Source organism: Sunxiuqinia dokdonensis (assembly GCF_001270965.1).
Classification (GTDB): domain Bacteria; phylum Bacteroidota; class Bacteroidia; order Bacteroidales; family Prolixibacteraceae; genus Sunxiuqinia; species Sunxiuqinia dokdonensis.
In genome coordinates, this window is the sequence record NZ_LGIA01000149.1 from 73,860 (window position 1) to 88,377 (window position 14,518).

15 protein-coding genes are annotated in these 14,518 nt (G+C 45.2%); 3 read left to right on the forward strand and 12 right to left on the reverse strand.

Annotated elements, in window-relative coordinates:
- Positions 1 to 142 precede the first annotated feature (142 nt).
- Complete coding sequence (locus NC99_RS09850; protein WP_053183067.1) at positions 143 to 523, forward strand: DUF423 domain-containing protein; 381 nt, start codon at positions 143 to 145, stop codon at positions 521 to 523.
- Between the two features lie 119 nt (positions 524 to 642).
- Here the strand turns inward: NC99_RS09850 and NC99_RS09855 are convergent, their stop codons facing one another.
- On the reverse strand, positions 643 to 1,176 hold the full coding sequence (locus NC99_RS09855; RefSeq protein WP_053183070.1) for a peroxiredoxin: 534 nt from the start codon (positions 1,174 to 1,176) through the stop codon (positions 643 to 645).
- A gap of 315 nt (positions 1,177 to 1,491) precedes the next feature.
- On the opposite strand from NC99_RS09855, the gene NC99_RS09860 reads away from it, so the two are divergent.
- Positions 1,492 to 2,991, forward strand: a complete 1,500-nt coding sequence (locus tag NC99_RS09860) for a Gfo/Idh/MocA family protein (protein ID WP_053183073.1) — start codon at positions 1,492 to 1,494, stop codon at positions 2,989 to 2,991.
- A gap of 125 nt (positions 2,992 to 3,116) precedes the next feature.
- Positions 3,117 to 4,604, forward strand: coding sequence for a Gfo/Idh/MocA family protein (locus tag NC99_RS09865; RefSeq protein ID WP_053183240.1), 1,488 nt, complete (start codon positions 3,117 to 3,119; stop codon positions 4,602 to 4,604).
- 60 nt (positions 4,605 to 4,664) lie between these two features.
- Here NC99_RS09865 and NC99_RS09870 read toward each other — a convergent pair whose 3' ends face one another.
- The 11 genes from NC99_RS09870 to NC99_RS09920 all read right to left on the reverse strand — a co-directional run bounded on the left by NC99_RS09870 (position 4,665) and on the right by NC99_RS09920 (position 14,410).
- Positions 4,665 to 5,033: a helix-turn-helix domain-containing protein gene (locus NC99_RS09870; RefSeq protein WP_053183076.1), complete on the reverse strand. Its 369-nt coding sequence runs from the start codon at positions 5,031 to 5,033 to the stop codon at positions 4,665 to 4,667.
- Between the two features lie 12 nt (positions 5,034 to 5,045).
- A complete protein-coding gene (locus tag NC99_RS09875; RefSeq protein WP_157624752.1) occupies positions 5,046 to 5,273 on the reverse strand; it encodes a hypothetical protein in 228 nt (75 codons plus the stop codon).
- A gap of 2 nt (positions 5,274 to 5,275) precedes the next feature.
- Complete coding sequence (locus NC99_RS09880; RefSeq protein ID WP_053183085.1) at positions 5,276 to 5,827, reverse strand: REP-associated tyrosine transposase; 552 nt, start codon at positions 5,825 to 5,827, stop codon at positions 5,276 to 5,278.
- 116 nt (positions 5,828 to 5,943) lie between these two features.
- Positions 5,944 to 7,437 (reverse strand): serpin family protein, encoded by a 1,494-nt coding sequence (locus NC99_RS09885; RefSeq protein WP_162231193.1) that lies wholly within the window; start codon positions 7,435 to 7,437, stop codon positions 5,944 to 5,946.
- The gene (locus NC99_RS09890; RefSeq protein ID WP_053183092.1) at positions 7,434 to 8,057 is read right to left on the reverse strand and encodes a hypothetical protein; all 624 of its coding nucleotides are present in this window, start codon (positions 8,055 to 8,057) and stop codon (positions 7,434 to 7,436) included. The genes NC99_RS09885 and NC99_RS09890 overlap by 4 nt, the downstream gene beginning before the upstream one ends.
- A 388-nt stretch (positions 8,058 to 8,445) precedes the next feature.
- Positions 8,446 to 8,772 (reverse strand): hypothetical protein, encoded by a 327-nt coding sequence (locus tag NC99_RS09900; protein WP_053183099.1) that lies wholly within the window; start codon positions 8,770 to 8,772, stop codon positions 8,446 to 8,448.
- Between the two features lie 6 nt (positions 8,773 to 8,778).
- Positions 8,779 to 9,144: a hypothetical protein gene (locus NC99_RS09905; protein WP_157624754.1), complete on the reverse strand. Its 366-nt coding sequence runs from the start codon at positions 9,142 to 9,144 to the stop codon at positions 8,779 to 8,781.
- A gap of 164 nt (positions 9,145 to 9,308) precedes the next feature.
- A complete protein-coding gene (locus NC99_RS09910; RefSeq protein WP_053183105.1) occupies positions 9,309 to 10,178 on the reverse strand; it encodes a hypothetical protein in 870 nt (289 codons plus the stop codon).
- A gap of 386 nt (positions 10,179 to 10,564) precedes the next feature.
- Positions 10,565 to 10,840 (reverse strand): HU family DNA-binding protein, encoded by a 276-nt coding sequence (locus NC99_RS09915; RefSeq protein WP_316930794.1) that lies wholly within the window; start codon positions 10,838 to 10,840, stop codon positions 10,565 to 10,567.
- A 622-nt stretch (positions 10,841 to 11,462) separates the two neighbouring features.
- Positions 11,463 to 11,867, reverse strand: coding sequence for a hypothetical protein (locus tag NC99_RS21875; protein ID WP_157624756.1), 405 nt, complete (start codon positions 11,865 to 11,867; stop codon positions 11,463 to 11,465).
- 80 nt (positions 11,868 to 11,947) lie between these two features.
- Positions 11,948 to 14,410 (reverse strand): outer membrane beta-barrel family protein, encoded by a 2,463-nt coding sequence (locus NC99_RS09920; protein ID WP_053183111.1) that lies wholly within the window; start codon positions 14,408 to 14,410, stop codon positions 11,948 to 11,950.
- Positions 14,411 to 14,518: the final 108 nt, after the last annotated feature.

The following is a 14,518-nucleotide window of genomic DNA, read 5'->3' on the forward strand; positions in this document are numbered from 1 at the left end:
ACAACAGGTGCCGGTTCGTTTTGTTGAGCCTCTCAATTCGTGCGTGGGTTACAATACGATTTCCAACATGGCTGGGCATTGCCGTTAACAAAACCGATACAAAGCTGTTACTTTTACATCAATTCATTTAAAAACCCGAATCATGAGTAAAACCATATTGCTGACTGCTGCTGCCCTGCTTGCCCTGGCCGTCATGTTGGGCGCTTTCGGCGCACACGGACTGAAAGCGAAATTAAGCGATGACCTGATGCAAGTATATAAAACTGGCGTGGAATATCATTTTTATCATGCCTTGGGCTTGCTGCTCATTGGCGTGCTGTCCATCCACATGCCATCATCCCTAATCAGTTGGTCGGCTATTTGCCTGACTGCCGGCATTGTTATTTTCTCCGGAAGTCTTTACGTGCTGTCCGTTACCGGAATCAAATGGCTGGGCGCTATTACACCTTTGGGCGGCCTCAGCTTCATTGCCGGATGGATTCTTCTGTTTGTGGCGATGTGGAAAAAACTGCCAGTTTCCTGAAAATAAATAAGCCATTTATTCACGATTCAAACCTTCCAAAACCAAAAAAAGGATGCCTCACGACATCCTTTTCTGATTTACTAATCTGATCTAACTTGAACTTGTTATGGCGTATCTTTTTAGGCCAAAGTTGCTTGTCCCGGCTCCCAGTCGCATGGAGTGAGCTTCCCGGTTTTCAGGGCTTCCAGCACGCGCAACACTTCCGGCACATTGCGTCCAATGGCCAGGTCGTTCACGCTTACCCAACGGATCACGCCTTCTTCATCAAGAATAAAGGTAGCGCGGTAAGCAATTTTTTCTCCAGCTTCCAAAATTCCAAGGTCTTCAGCCAACGACTTGGACGTATCGGCCAGCATGGGGAATTTAAGTTGGCGAAGTCCCGGGTGGTCATTTCTCCAGGCCAGGTGAACAAACTCTGAGTCGGTGGAAGCACCAATCAGGTTGGCATCTAAATTTTTAAATGATTCGTAATGATCGTTAAATCCGGTGATCTCGGTTGGACACACAAAGGTGAAATCCTTGGGCCACCAAAACATCACACTCCATTTGCCTTTCAAATCTTCGTTGGTGATGGTTTCAAACTCTTTGCCCATTTCGAGTGATACGACCGCTGTCTTTTTAAAATCAGGGAATTTTTGTCCTATTGTTAACATGATTTTTTTGTTTTTAGTTGCTTGTTCAAAAAATTATGCCGCAAATATAGAGGCAGCCAGCGGACCAATCAAATTGATTTTTTTTATTCGGAATAGACAAAAACTATTCGCAAGCCTGTCAAAATCCAATAGTTATCAATCCGCCAGCTGCTAAGCCTTTCAACTGAAAAATGGGAATTCCTCTTTGACCTTTTCATTCCTGAAATAAAATGTTTGGGCAAAAGCCCGAAGAATTATATCTTTAACTGTTTTTTCGGAGCATTTGAGCTTCCAAAGACAAGATTTTTTACCTGAATCAATTTCAAATAATAGACTATGAAAAAGCTTTCAAAAGAATCAAAGCATGTTTCAAGAAGGGCATTTTTGGGCACCGCAGCCACTGCGGCAGCTGGAATTACCATTCTTCCAAGCAATGTTATTGCAGGTCTTGGGCACAAAGCCCCTAGTGATAAACTGAATATCGTTGGTGTCGGTGTCGGCGGTATGGGTTTTGCTAACTTGAAGAACCTGGAATCGGAAAATATCATCGGACTTTGTGATGTTGACTGGCGCTACACAGGTGGCAACGGGGTTTTCGACCGTTTTCCAAAAGCTAAAAAGTACAAAGACTGGCGTAAAATGTATGACGAAATGGGCGACGATTTCGACGCCGTTATGATTGCAACAGCTGACCACACCCACGCCATTACAGCAGCTCATGCCATTACCATGGGCAAACACGTTTATGTACAAAAGCCTTTGACGCACACGGTTTACGAATCGCGCTTGCTAACCAAACTGGCCGACAAGTACAAAGTAGCCACATCGATGGGTAACCAAGGCTCATCGGGTGAAGGCGTTAACCTAACGACCGAATGGATCGCCAACGGCGAAATTGGTGAAATCACCAAAGTAGAAGCATTTACTGACCGTCCGATCTGGCCTCAAGGACTGAACACACCTGAAAACGGACAGTGGGTTCCTGATGGTTTGGATTGGGATTTGTTCGTCGGACCAGCACAAATGCGTCCATACAACGAAATTTATCACCCATGGAACTGGCGTGGCTGGTGGGACTACGGTACAGGTGCTCTTGGCGACATGGCTTGCCACATTTTGCACCCGGTATTTGTTGGTCTTGAATTAGGCTACCCAACCAAAGCGCAGGGTAACTCAACCTTGTTGCTCCAAGACTGTGCTCCAACGGCACAATCGGTGAAACTGACTTTCCCCGAAAGGAAAGCCAAGAAGAAAATGAAAATTAAACTTCCTGAAGTTGAAGTGAATTGGTATGACGGTGGTATTAAACCTATGCTTCCAGACGGATGGCCAGCCGGTAAAAACCCGAATGACTCAGGCGGTGGTGTGATTTTCCACGGAACCAAAGACAAACTGATCTGTGGATGTTACGGTGTGAACCCCTGGTTGTTGTCAGGCCGGGAGCCCAACGCTCCCAAATTCCGTCGTCGTGTAGAAACAAGCCACGAAATGGACTGGGTACGTGCATGTAAGGAATCGCCTGAAAACCGCGTTCCTACTGCATCTGACTTTGCCGAAGCCGGACCATTCAACGAAATGGTTGTGATGGGCGTATTGGCTGTTCGTTTGCAAGGCTTGAACAAAGAGTTGGAATGGGATGGAACAAACATGCAGTTTACCAACCTGAACGACAGCGAGGAAATCAGAACCGTGATCAAAGACGGTTTTGCCATCCACGATGGTCACCCAACCTTCAAGAAAACATGGACTGATCCGGTTCCTGCCAAAGAATTTGCAGCTGAACTGATCAAGCACACCTACCGTGCACCATGGAGCTTGCCTGATATGCCGGCATAAAGAAGCTTCCATTCATCGAATGGATCATGATATCAACGGGGTAAGATTTTTTTCTTACCCCGTTTTATTTTTGAATCATTTCTTACTACATTGCTTCGCGCAGTTTTTAAATGAAACCTGATACCATGACAGCGAAGCAAACAACAATCAGCAGACGCCATTTCTTAGGATCAACCGCCAGTGTAGCCGCCGGGCTAAGCATCCTTCCCAGTTCAGTTATTGCCGGACTGGGGCACAAGGCCCCCAGCGACAAACTCAACATTGCCGGTATTGGCGTGGGCGGTATGGGTTACCGCAACCTGAAAAACATGGAAACGGAAAACATCGTGGCCTTGTGCGATGTGGACTGGAAATATGCCAACCGGAACTCCTTCCGTGAGTGGCCCACGGCTCCGCAGTACAAAGACTACCGGGAAATGTTCGACAAGCAAAACGACATCGACGCGGTCATGATTGCGACCCCCGACCACTCGCACGCGCTGCCTGCTTTGATCGCCATGCGAAAAGGCATTCATGTGTACGTTCAGAAACCGCTAACCCATTCGGTGTACGAAAGCCGGGTGCTCACCGAGACTGCCCGCCGCTATGGCGTGGCCACCCAAATGGGTAACCAAGGCAATTCGAATGAAGGCATCCGCCAGATTTGTGAATGGATCTGGGCCGGAAAAATCGGCGACATCACCCGAGTGGATGCCTGGACCAACCGCCCCATCTGGCCGCAAGGTCTGGAGCGACCCGAAAAGGACATGCGCATTCCCAAAACGCTGGACTGGGATTTATTTATAGGACCGGCAGCCTACCGCCCCTACAACGAAATTTATACCCCTTGGAACTGGCGTGGGTGGTGGGACTTTGGCACCGGTGCCCTGGGCGACATGGCCTGCCATATCCTCGACCCGGTATTTAAAGCGCTCAAGTTGGAATATCCAAGCTCGGTACAGGGAAGTTCGACCCCGGCCAACACCGAATCGTGCCCCAATGCCGAAATGGTGGTTTACGAGTTTCCGGCACGCGACAACCTACCCAAAGTGGCCATGCCACCGGTAACCGTGACCTGGTACGATGGCGGACTGATGCCACCGCGCCCCGACGAGCTGATGGAAGGTGAACCCATGGGCAACGAAAGTGGCGGCTGTATTTTTTATGGCACCAAAGGAAAAATCATGTGCGGCGCCTCCTCGGCTAACCCAACGCTGTTGCCCACCCGCGAAATGGCGCATTTTGAAGAACCGGCCAAAAGCATCCGGCGCATTCCAAACGCGATGGACGGCGGACACGAACAAGACTGGATTAGGGCCTGCAAGGAAACGCCGCAGAACCGGGTGAAACCTTCGTCCGACTTTGATTATTCGGGCCCTCTGAACGAGATGGTGGTGATGGGCGTGCTGGCCGTCAGGCTGCAAAGCCTGCAACGCAAATTACTGTGGGATGGCCCCAACATGCGCTTTACCAACATTGGGCAAAACGACCAGCTGCGGGTGTTGGCCAAAGATTCGTTTGAAGTGGTGAACGGCGATCCGCGTTTCAACAAAGACTTTGTGACCCTGCCCGCCAAACAAATGGCCGACGAATGGATTCGCCACAACTACCGCCAGGGCTGGGAGCAGATTTAAGTAGACGAAGGGGATTTTTCGGCGGTCTGCTTATTATCGTTGTGACTTATCAGCATCCGCCTACTGGATCAGTTGATAATCTTTAATCAAAAGATTAGCCGACAGATTCAGTCGTTTCGCCAATTTTCGAACCATATCCACCGTCAATCTTCGCTTGCGATTCAGGATCTCCGAAACCCTGCTTTTCCCTCCAATTTCGGGAATCAAATCCACCTGTTTAAGATGCAGTTCTTCCATCCTGATTTTAATGGCTTCAATCGGATCGGGAGCTTCAACTGGATAATGTTGGTTTTCGTAATCATCAACCATCAACCCCAGTATTTCAAGTTCATCGCCTTCCATGGTGCCGGGTTTTGCATCAAAAATATCTTCTAACCTTTTCAATGCTGTCCGGTAATCGGTTTCCGTTTTAATCGGTTTTAAATCCATAATCACTAATTATTAAACTGCACTTCGTAATCCCCTTCCTATTCGTCTTTTCACTTTTGCTAGCCCCATAATCGCCCAAAGCAGGAATAATATTGATACAATCATGGTGGAAGTCGCCAGTAAATTGATCCGCTTCAGCATCCGCAGGGCAGCAACATTTTCTTTATTCTCAATTCCGGCCTGCCCCTTGTTTGAGCGAAGCGGTAACAAGGGGTGAGTTGTCCTGAGTTTGTAACTCATCTTCATAACATCATCTGTACATTCACAATTCCTTTTTCGCCGGCATAATCCCTAGCCGAACTGTAGAGATAATCTTCCGCCTTGAAAACAATCAGCGCCCGAACAGGATTTTCATGTGTATAGTTAATCCTCTGCTCAATCAACCTTGTATTATCCAGCAAAATGGCGTGGTTTGTTTCCTGCCAGAACTTATAGGTTTTGATCCGGTTATCAAACTTGCCCGCATACCGGAAACGGTACAACATCCACTCTTTTCGGCTTTCCGGCTCTCTTTCAATCATTTTCAGAATGGCTTTTGCCGTAAACTTTTTTAAATCCCGAACGATATCACTGATTCTGCAATTTTCTTCTGCCCGACATACGAGATGGATATGATTCGACATCAGACACCATGCAAATAGCTCAAGCCCTTTATTTTCTATGCAGTAGTTTAATGAATCAGCCATAACAACTTTGTACTCTTTTCGTGTAAACACATCAATCCAATCTTCAACGGTAAAAGTTAAAAAGTAAATGGCATTTTGATCAGTGACAAAATAGTTATCGGCAGACATTTTTAATTGAAAGATATTAACAAATGTTTTTCAATGCAATACGTCCGTATATCGTCGTTACAAACGACCCACAGCTTCCCCCTCGTCGCCGCTTCGCTAAGACGAGGGGGAGTTTGTCAGATTCCGTTCACGGACAGCGGATCGTCCACGCGGCCCATAAACAAGATGGCGCCGGTGCTTTTTTCCCGAATCAGGAATAAGAACGGGCGGTTGGCAAAGAAACGAACCGGCTCAACAGGCTTAGCATGGCGGGCAGATCCAATTAGGATGACAGATGTTGCGGCAGCCGCCTCGGTTCCTTCTTCATTCACTTCAACAAAGGTTTTTTGCCTGATGCTGGAAACAAACAAATCATCATCGGAGATCTTGTTGAAGCCTCCTGAAAATATCTTCCCTAAACCCGATTTTCTTGTCGGTTCATCGAGCAAGAAATCGTTTTCCAGTTTGAAGCGTGGCAATTTCAACCAGACTTTCTGCCGCTGCGTATGGCTCAAGGCATACTCCCATTTTTCCTGATCCAGATCGTTGATGAGTTGATTGAGATCCTTGCCGTTTGAAGGGAGAACCGCCACCATGCTGAACGCCCGGTTTCCATAATCCAGTTCAACCAGTTGCAAGTGTTCATCGCTGAAATAAGACAGGAACGAAGTCTGCTCCATCATATGCACCTTTTTCTTTTGGCCCTTGGTTTTGGTAAAGGTGTCCGGTTTTGTTTTCTTCTCGTCAAACTTGACGTCTTGCTGCCATTTGCTTTTGAAATAGACGGCATTGACCAAGTACATCATCAGATCGTCGGGCATGGAAGCGCCAACGATTTGCGTGATCCGATTGTTCGTTTGATCGGCCACCCAGTTGTTAATGGTGCCAGCGGCCTTGGGATCATTAAAGTCAAGCGCCTGCACCTCCGCGTCAAAATAGGCTTTGCCGATCTCGACAAAATCTTTTTTAACCGAAAAGCGATCCCGATACCAAATCGAATTGGCTACGGCAAGCTCGGTTGTCGGGTCAACCTTCAACAAAGCCCCGGCTATCTTCTGGTAATATTCATTGATTTCCGCCTCGGAATAATCGGCCAGCCCAAGTGCCTGAATCATATCGTTACGGGTACTGCCCGACGCGCCGTTGTAAAGCATGCCAAGCACCAGATTCAGGCTGAAAGGAGAGAAAAACGCATTGTCGCCCTCCTGCCTGGCCACTTCCCGAAAGAATTGAAAGGCCAAACGGTTGTCGGCCTTCGCTTTCTCTTGCTGTTGGCTGGTCAGCTTAATGGCCTGCGCCGGCTGAAGCCCCTTCGTCAGCTCATCTTCCACCATCACACAGTTGAGCTGCGGGCCCTCAACCGCCATTTCCTGATCCTCAAAACCCAAATACTGAAACCGCAAAGTTGCATTTTCGGGAACGTCGATGGCATACTTCCCATCCATATCCGACACAACGCCGGTGCTTGTGCCTTTAATCATCACGGTAACACCAATCAAGGGCTCGCCCGAGTCGTTGGTTACGATGCCCGAAACAGTACGTGTTTCTGCTGTTTCCTGGGCTTGCAAAGTCATGTTCGCCAGACAAAACACTGCTACGGCGAGAAGGAATACGGTTAATCGACTTTTCATTTTATTGGATTCCATAGGTTATTCTTATTGTTTTCCTTCGCCATTGCACTCACGATGGCATTAATCATCCATTTTTCTCCAAATTCGTCAGTCATTTTCCGGATATAAGAATCCGCCAACGGAAACAAAGACGTCAAGTCATATTTCCATTCGCCATTTTCTTTATTAAAATGCACGGAATAGGGTGATTCAATTTGGTCAAGCAACAGCTTTCCTTGCGCAGAATTTTGATCGACATTCACTTGCCCGATCATCAAACTTCCTTGGTTTTGTTTACCAATCATACCATTATTTATGGCGTAAGTTAACAAGGATTGACCGTCAAATTCCAGAATATCCTCTTTAGGAACCATAACCCTTACTGTCAATACCATGACTCTGTCGAAAATCGGAAGGGATTCGATCGTCAATGAATCAGCATTTTTCGCTAATTCCTGTAAGTCTCCGTAGTAGTCGATTGAATGACTGTCAACAAATTTAATGGCTTCCTCACCATTCTCCGCTAGCAGAAAGTGACGATAACGATCAAAACAGGTTCGTATCAGTTCCTCATCATTCGCTTGTGCATAGATCGAAACCGTTAGGATCAGGAAATAGGTCGTCGTCAGTATTATTTTCATTTATTTTTCTTATTTGTGCCAGATATAAGATATTGCCTGTACTTGTTTTTTATCCCACCACACGACAGGATTTGCGCGGAAGCGGGGCCAGGGAAATTGCAGCTTGTTGGCTTTACTGAGCGGGTGACTCGAAGTCACCCGCTCAGTGGCAGCTTCAAGATTGATCCAGCCGCAGCTAGCTTTAGACATATTCGGACAAGCTAGGTCTAGATGAGCGAGGTATTTCACCAGGATGAATGACAAACCAACAATCATTATTGATACAGAAATCATAAGCCACTAATTGGTTTTTGTTGACTAATAGCGAGAACTTATTGTTTCCACTTTTAACTAAAAAGTAAATTGCTAATAAAGCAAAAAGTATAATAATTATCCATTTCATAGACTTCTAGAATTTAATAAATAGAAAAATCCAAGAAACCAAGAATAATAATAAACACAAATACTGTGTGTTTTTTGTAAATAGAGCACTGATTAGACCACTAATTAACCAGCCTCCCACTAAGCCTGCTAAAACAAAATACCATTTGATAAAGAAGAAAGCAGTGATTGCACTTCCAAAAATTGACAATAATCCAATTATTTTTAAAATGCTACTGTCTGAAGCAAACATTGAACCCATTGGCCACCCTCTTTGGATAGCATAGTTTTTATATGAAATGATTGTTACACCAGAAGTGTAGAGGGTCAAAAAGAAAAAATCTAAATTTGACATAGTCTTTTAGTTTTGTGTTGCTTTATTGATAATTCTTATTAGCAAATCCTTTATTTTTTCCATTTTTTCAGCAAAACCTATACTGAATGAATTCTGAGGGATACTAATTAAATCAAATTTACCAGTGTCTAAAAAATGATGGATTAGACTTTTGGAATATTCGATTTCTGTCAACATTTCCGATTTATTCATTTCGTTCATCATTTCAGTCAATCCCTTCTGCGCAGAAGCTAATAAATCCAAATTTTTATTGTTTTGAAATGCAAGTTCTAAAACCCTAAGTAGTTCTTTTGCTCTTAGTTCATTATTTTCTAAATGTTCTATTTCTTTATTGGTCTGAAATAGTAAGCTTTCAATTCTAATTTTTTCCATATTATCGTGTTTTTTATTATGCCCCATAACGGTCACTTGCAAGTTGTCGTTGCGGATTCCGAAGAGCGTCGGTGTCCGGGAGGACATGACGGTCAAGAAAGGAGCAGAGACAACGCATACTACTGCACCCGCAATGCAATTTGCAATTTATTACCACACGTTTTTTAATTTTTATTCATTTTTATATCGTCAATAACTTCTATTCCTAATAGATTTTTTACACTCAATAGATTTTTAGGGAATTTTTTCTCAATAGCTAAAACTATCCTGCAATTTGGAATCTGGTCATTTACTTTTTGTTCAGCCTCTACTAAAGCTTTGTACTTTACGCACTGAAAAAGTCCCCTTAAAATGTCTTTTTCGTCGGATATTATTGATTTGGCTTCAACTCCAATAATCTCCGATTTATATTCAAATATTACATCAATTGTGTCGGCAGAAGGAAACTGATATTCTGTTTTCCCATTTTGATTTTCTTTTAATCCAAAAATCTGAGGATTCATAGCGAGATAGTTTTTGAATCTCAAATGGTATTCACTTTCTCCACTTTTCTCATACTTTTTTAGGGAATTAACTTCATTTGAAATTTTTGATTTTAATGGTTTAAGTCCAAGTTGCCTTAAAACCCAGTCCCACTTTTGATAAGAGTATATCTCTGATAGTAATTGGTTTACAAGTTCCTTTTTTTGATTTTTACTTAATTTCTCAAAGTTTTTTGCTTCCAAGAACCAACCGATTCCTTCTCCTGGCAAATGATTTGATTTATTAACTACAATACTGTTTATTAAAGGAATTTTTCCCGTTTTATTTAATTCTTCCAAACTTCTTAATGCGTTTCCAATTGCTCCAAGAACAAAATTCAAATTCCGCGGATTTGGCATTTCCATTTCTGCAGCAAGGTCTGAATAGTAAATTGATTCTCTTGCTTTTGCTTGTCTAACCAAGATTGGCAATGCTATTCTTGCTCTTTGGATATACAGTTTGTCTCCTTGTAAGAATTCTGCGTTAGATTTTTGTCCTGTTGGCTCTGTCATGGTTTTTCAAAATGTGTGGTAACTCTGTTGTCTGTGTAACAAAGCTATCTTTCATTTTTCCTTATTTGGCTTGTTAGATGTAAATTCTTTATCTTATCAATTAAGATCATCAAGCGGATTTTTCACGTTTTTCAGGGTCTGTCTTCATTCCAAACAAAGTCAGATGAAGGTGGCTTGGTTAATCTCGAGTTCGTCCAGCTATAGCTATTCGTGCTGTAGCGGGATGCGATCAAAAAAACATCCAGACATTTTTAAAAAAGGTCTGGAGAGAATTTAAAATAGTCTAGACTTTTTTGAAAACATCTGGACTTTTTGAAAAACATCTAGACTTTTTTTGAAAACATCAGGACCTTTTTTAAAATGGCCCTGATGTTTTCCGTGGTTGCCTAATGTCCGTTTTCGCTTATTCTGACAAAATCAGCAGTTTTCATGGCGGTTTTCAGCAGTTTGCCGGGCCGAAAGACGACTTTAGCGCCTTCAATGTGGCTTTCGTTAAACTCTTCTTCGGTCTCGGTTGGCTCACTCTTGGCAATTACGCCCATCGAACCCAAATCTCCCAGATCGACCGTATAGCCGTCGTTGAGGGTTTCGGGTACGATTTGGAGGAATCCTTCAATGACCGAGAGGATATCCATTTCGTTCAGCGAAGAACGTTCTGCAATTTAGTGAGCGATAAACCGATGATTACGCAGCCCTTTCTAATTAATGGAAGCGTAGTACTTGGCTGGTGCTTCCCGATCGGACGGATTTTGCCGTGCGATCACTTTGTAATTAATACTCATTTTAATTATTGTTTAGATTTGATCAGATCAAGTTACGATAATCATTGTTTAGAATCAATTTAAACTAATAAACAGAATCAACATGATGTATTCGGTGTGATTCCCGCTTGGAAGCCAGGTATAATCCGCGTTTCGGAAACTGCAGCAGAAAAAAGTGAGCAGTCGCAAGTATCTGTTTCGTCGGGTATCGGTATTGAGCAATTCGCTGGGAGATTCCGATCCGGCGGCTGACGGACGGAATGACGCTTTAGTCGTTGGCGATGAATGACGCTTTAGTCGTTGGTGATGAATGACGCTTTAGTCGTTGGCAACGAATGACGCGCTATCTGTTGGTTGGTGGTTGAACTCCCTCCCTTTTCAAAGGGAGGGCCGGGGTGGGTCACGAAACAGCAGGCTGAAATCCGCTATGCCAGGAATTGGGCACGGAGCCAGTCGCCGGCAGATTCCGATCCGGCGGCTGACGGACGGAATGACGCTTTAGTCGTTGTCGATGAATGACGCATTAGTCGTTGGCGATGAATGACGCTTTAGCCGTTGGCAACGAATGACGCGCTATCTGTTGGTTGGTGGTTGAACTCCCTCCCTTTTCAAAGGGAGGGCCGGGGTGGGTCATGAAACAGCAGGTTGAAATCCGCCAAGCCAGGAATTGGGCACGGAGCCAGTCGCTGGCAGATTCCGATCCGGCGGCTGACGGACGGAATGACGCGTTAGTCGTTGTCGATGAATGACGCTTTGTTCGTTGGTAGGTGGCCAAACTCCCTCCCTTTTCAAAGGGAGGGCCGGGGTGGGTCACGAAACAGCAGGCTGAAATCCGCCAAGCCAGGAATTGGGCACGGAGCCAGTCGCTGGGAGATTCCGATCCGGCGGCTGACGGACGGAATGACGCTACAAGGCCATGGGGTTTCAATCCTTAGAATCTGTGGTGAATAAAAAAGGAGGCCCGCAGACCTCCTTCATTCAATTACTCACTAACTAAAATGTGAAAACTCAAAATCCACCATCGTCAAAATCCATTTCGCGGGTGCCATCGCCATCATTTCGCTCCATTTTGAAGTTATTGATTTTGTAGCTTAAGGTTAAGGTCAGCACCTGCGATTCGCGTTCGCGCTTATACACGTCGTAAAAGTCAACTCCTGTCGAAGTCCTTTCAAATTTCATGGTTCCAAAAGCATCGCGCAGGCCCAGGGTTGCTGTCAGCTTGTCTTTCAGCAAGTCCTGCCGATAGGCCAGGTTGGTAAAAAAGAAGCTGGAGCTTTCGCCCTGTGCCGAAACCGAAGGCCCGCGGTAATAGCCGGTGAGCTGCAAGCGCGACGAAGGGCTAAACTTCACCGTTGTATTGAGCCGTCCGGTGTAGTTTGTACTTTTCCGGTCGATGGATTCACCCAAAATATCGCCTTCAATCCGGTAGCGATAGATCGAAAAGCTGGCATTAAAGACCAGCCAGTCGTCGATGTTGAGGTTTCCCATGATTTCGGAACCCAACGAATAATCGTTGTTCAGGTTTTCGGTGTTGATATAGAATATTCCATCGTCGCCCAACTCGGTCACCTGGGTAATCAGGTTGTTGGTCACACGGTAAAATCCTTCTAACGAAACAAAAGATTTACCATAACTTTTCATGATGCCCACTTCGTACGAATCGGTATATTCCGGATCCAATTCGGGGTTACCATACCGAATGGTGTAGCGGTTGTAGTAATTTGGGAAGGGATCCAGATCGCGTCCGCCGGGGCGGTCGATTCGCCGGCTGTAACTGGTCATCAGCTGGGTTTTATTCAAAAACTCGTAGGATAAGTGCAAGGTTGGAAACAGGTCGAACCGATTGATTTCGGCTGGTTCGTTGGCTTTTTCATGAGCAATGCTCCGGTTGACGTACTCACCGCGCAGTCCGAGCTGGTAACTGAAACTTCCGAAATTGCTGGCAAAGGTACTGTAACCGGAAAATATATCGCGTTTGAAATGCTGCGAGCTTGAAAAATCGGGATTGTCAATGTATTGATTGTTCTCATTGTCCCAGTCATTAAACGAGTAGTTTTCAAACTCGCGGTCAATCCGGCTTTGAAAACCAGCCTCGAAGCGGCCTTCTTCGCCAACAGGCTTGGTGTAGTCCAACTCAACGCGGTACTCGTCTTCATCTTCTTCCTCAATGGTTCGCACCCGGGTCAGGTAACCACCGGTTCGTTCAAAGTTTGAATTGGCAAAAAATTCATCTTCAAACTCATAATCGTCCCCTTTGCTATTGGAGTAATAAAACAGGGCATCGAGCTTGTGCGTCCCCTCTTCGTTAAACTTCTGCTGAAAATTGAGGTTGGTGTTCACATACGTCCCTTCGCGATTTGAGTTCTCCACTTCCACCGAATAAACATCGGTACTGGCCGGGTCGGTGTATTCGTGCAACATACTTTCACCACCCCCCGTGCGGCCATACTGCCCGTAGGTTCCCGAAACGGTCAGCGTCGCCAGGTCGGTCAAATAAATATCGAGTCCACCTTTAAAGCGATGACCATTCCGCCCAAAATCTCTTGTTCCGTTCGAAAGGAGGTACCTGGTGGTATCCTGAAGATACGTCTCGCGGTACAAATCTCCGGATCCATAATACGTTTCGTCATTGAAATCAGCTCCAAAAAACAAGTTGGTTTTCTTTGTTTTATAGTTCAACGTGAGGTCGGTCCGGTACTTGTCTCCCCGCCCAACCATGGCATTGATAATCCCGTTGAATCCAGAGGTCACATTCTTTTTCAGGACCACGTTGATGATCCCGGCCATTCCGTCGGGGTCGTATTTGGCCGACGGGTTGGTGATGATTTCGATATTTTCGATGACCGCTGCCGGCAACTGACGCAAGGCATCGCTTCCCTCAATCACGCTGGGTTTTCCGTCAATCAACACCGTAAAACTTCCTGAACCGCGCAGGCTCACGTTGCCTTCAATGTCCACCTCAACCGACGGCGTATTCTCCAGCACGTCAACTGCCGTTCCGCCAGCCGCATTGATGTCCTGACTGACATTCACAATTTTCTTGTCGAGTTTATACTCGATGCGCGAACGATCGGCAACCACATTGACCGCCCCAATTTCCTGCGTGGATGGCTCCAGGGCAATGGTTCCCAAATTAAGCTGGCGATTGCTTGAATTGATGCGGATATTGTTGATCCTTGTTTTATTGAATCCAATAAAATTGGCCTCAACATAGTAGGTCCCAAAGTCGATATTCTTGATTACAAATTCTCCTTTACTGTCAGTAATTCCCCCGGAAACCAGGGAAGAATCTTCAGGGTTGAATATGGAAATATTGGCGTATTCCATGCTTTGATTGGTTTCCGAATCAACAATCTGGCCTCGAATAATGGCCTTGGCCTCAGGCGTATTCTCCAACGCCTCTGGTGGCTGGGCCACCGCTGACAGATTCAATATTAAAAAGAGAAAAAGAAGAATCTTTCCAAAATTCATGTTCGTGTGTTTGTGGGTTACATGTTCTACGACAGAAAACCCGCGGGATGGTTTAAAGACTTGCAGGTGTTTTATTGTTAACGTTTGTAAACAAAAAAAACAAGCGAT

What these genes read in the sequence shown, in the direction of transcription:
- NC99_RS09870 (WP_053183076.1), bottom strand. Translation starts at nt 5,033, where the DNA reads ATGGATTTAAAACCGATTAAAACGGAAACCGATTACCGGACAGCATTG.
- NC99_RS09900 (WP_053183099.1), bottom strand. Translation starts at nt 8,772, where the DNA reads ATGTCAAATTTAGATTTTTTCTTTTTGACCCTCTACACTTCTGGTGTA.
- NC99_RS09890 (WP_053183092.1), bottom strand. Translation starts at nt 8,057, where the DNA reads ATGAAAATAATACTGACGACGACCTATTTCCTGATCCTAACGGTTTCG.
- NC99_RS09875 (WP_157624752.1), bottom strand. Translation starts at nt 5,273, where the DNA reads ATGAGTTACAAACTCAGGACAACTCACCCCTTGTTACCGCTTCGCTCA.
- NC99_RS09865 (WP_053183240.1), top strand. Translation starts at nt 3,117, where the DNA reads ATGACAGCGAAGCAAACAACAATCAGCAGACGCCATTTCTTAGGATCA.
- NC99_RS09880 (WP_053183085.1), bottom strand. Translation starts at nt 5,827, where the DNA reads ATGTCTGCCGATAACTATTTTGTCACTGATCAAAATGCCATTTACTTT.
- NC99_RS09910 (WP_053183105.1), bottom strand. Translation starts at nt 10,178, where the DNA reads ATGACAGAGCCAACAGGACAAAAATCTAACGCAGAATTCTTACAAGGA.
- NC99_RS09850 (WP_053183067.1), top strand. Translation starts at nt 143, where the DNA reads ATGAGTAAAACCATATTGCTGACTGCTGCTGCCCTGCTTGCCCTGGCC.
- NC99_RS09860 (WP_053183073.1), top strand. Translation starts at nt 1,492, where the DNA reads ATGAAAAAGCTTTCAAAAGAATCAAAGCATGTTTCAAGAAGGGCATTT.
- NC99_RS09885 (WP_162231193.1), bottom strand. Translation starts at nt 7,437, where the DNA reads ATGAAAAGTCGATTAACCGTATTCCTTCTCGCCGTAGCAGTGTTTTGT.
- NC99_RS09855 (WP_053183070.1), bottom strand. Translation starts at nt 1,176, where the DNA reads ATGTTAACAATAGGACAAAAATTCCCTGATTTTAAAAAGACAGCGGTC.
- NC99_RS09905 (WP_157624754.1), bottom strand. Translation starts at nt 9,144, where the DNA reads ATGGAAAAAATTAGAATTGAAAGCTTACTATTTCAGACCAATAAAGAA.
- NC99_RS09920 (WP_053183111.1), bottom strand. Translation starts at nt 14,410, where the DNA reads ATGAATTTTGGAAAGATTCTTCTTTTTCTCTTTTTAATATTGAATCTG.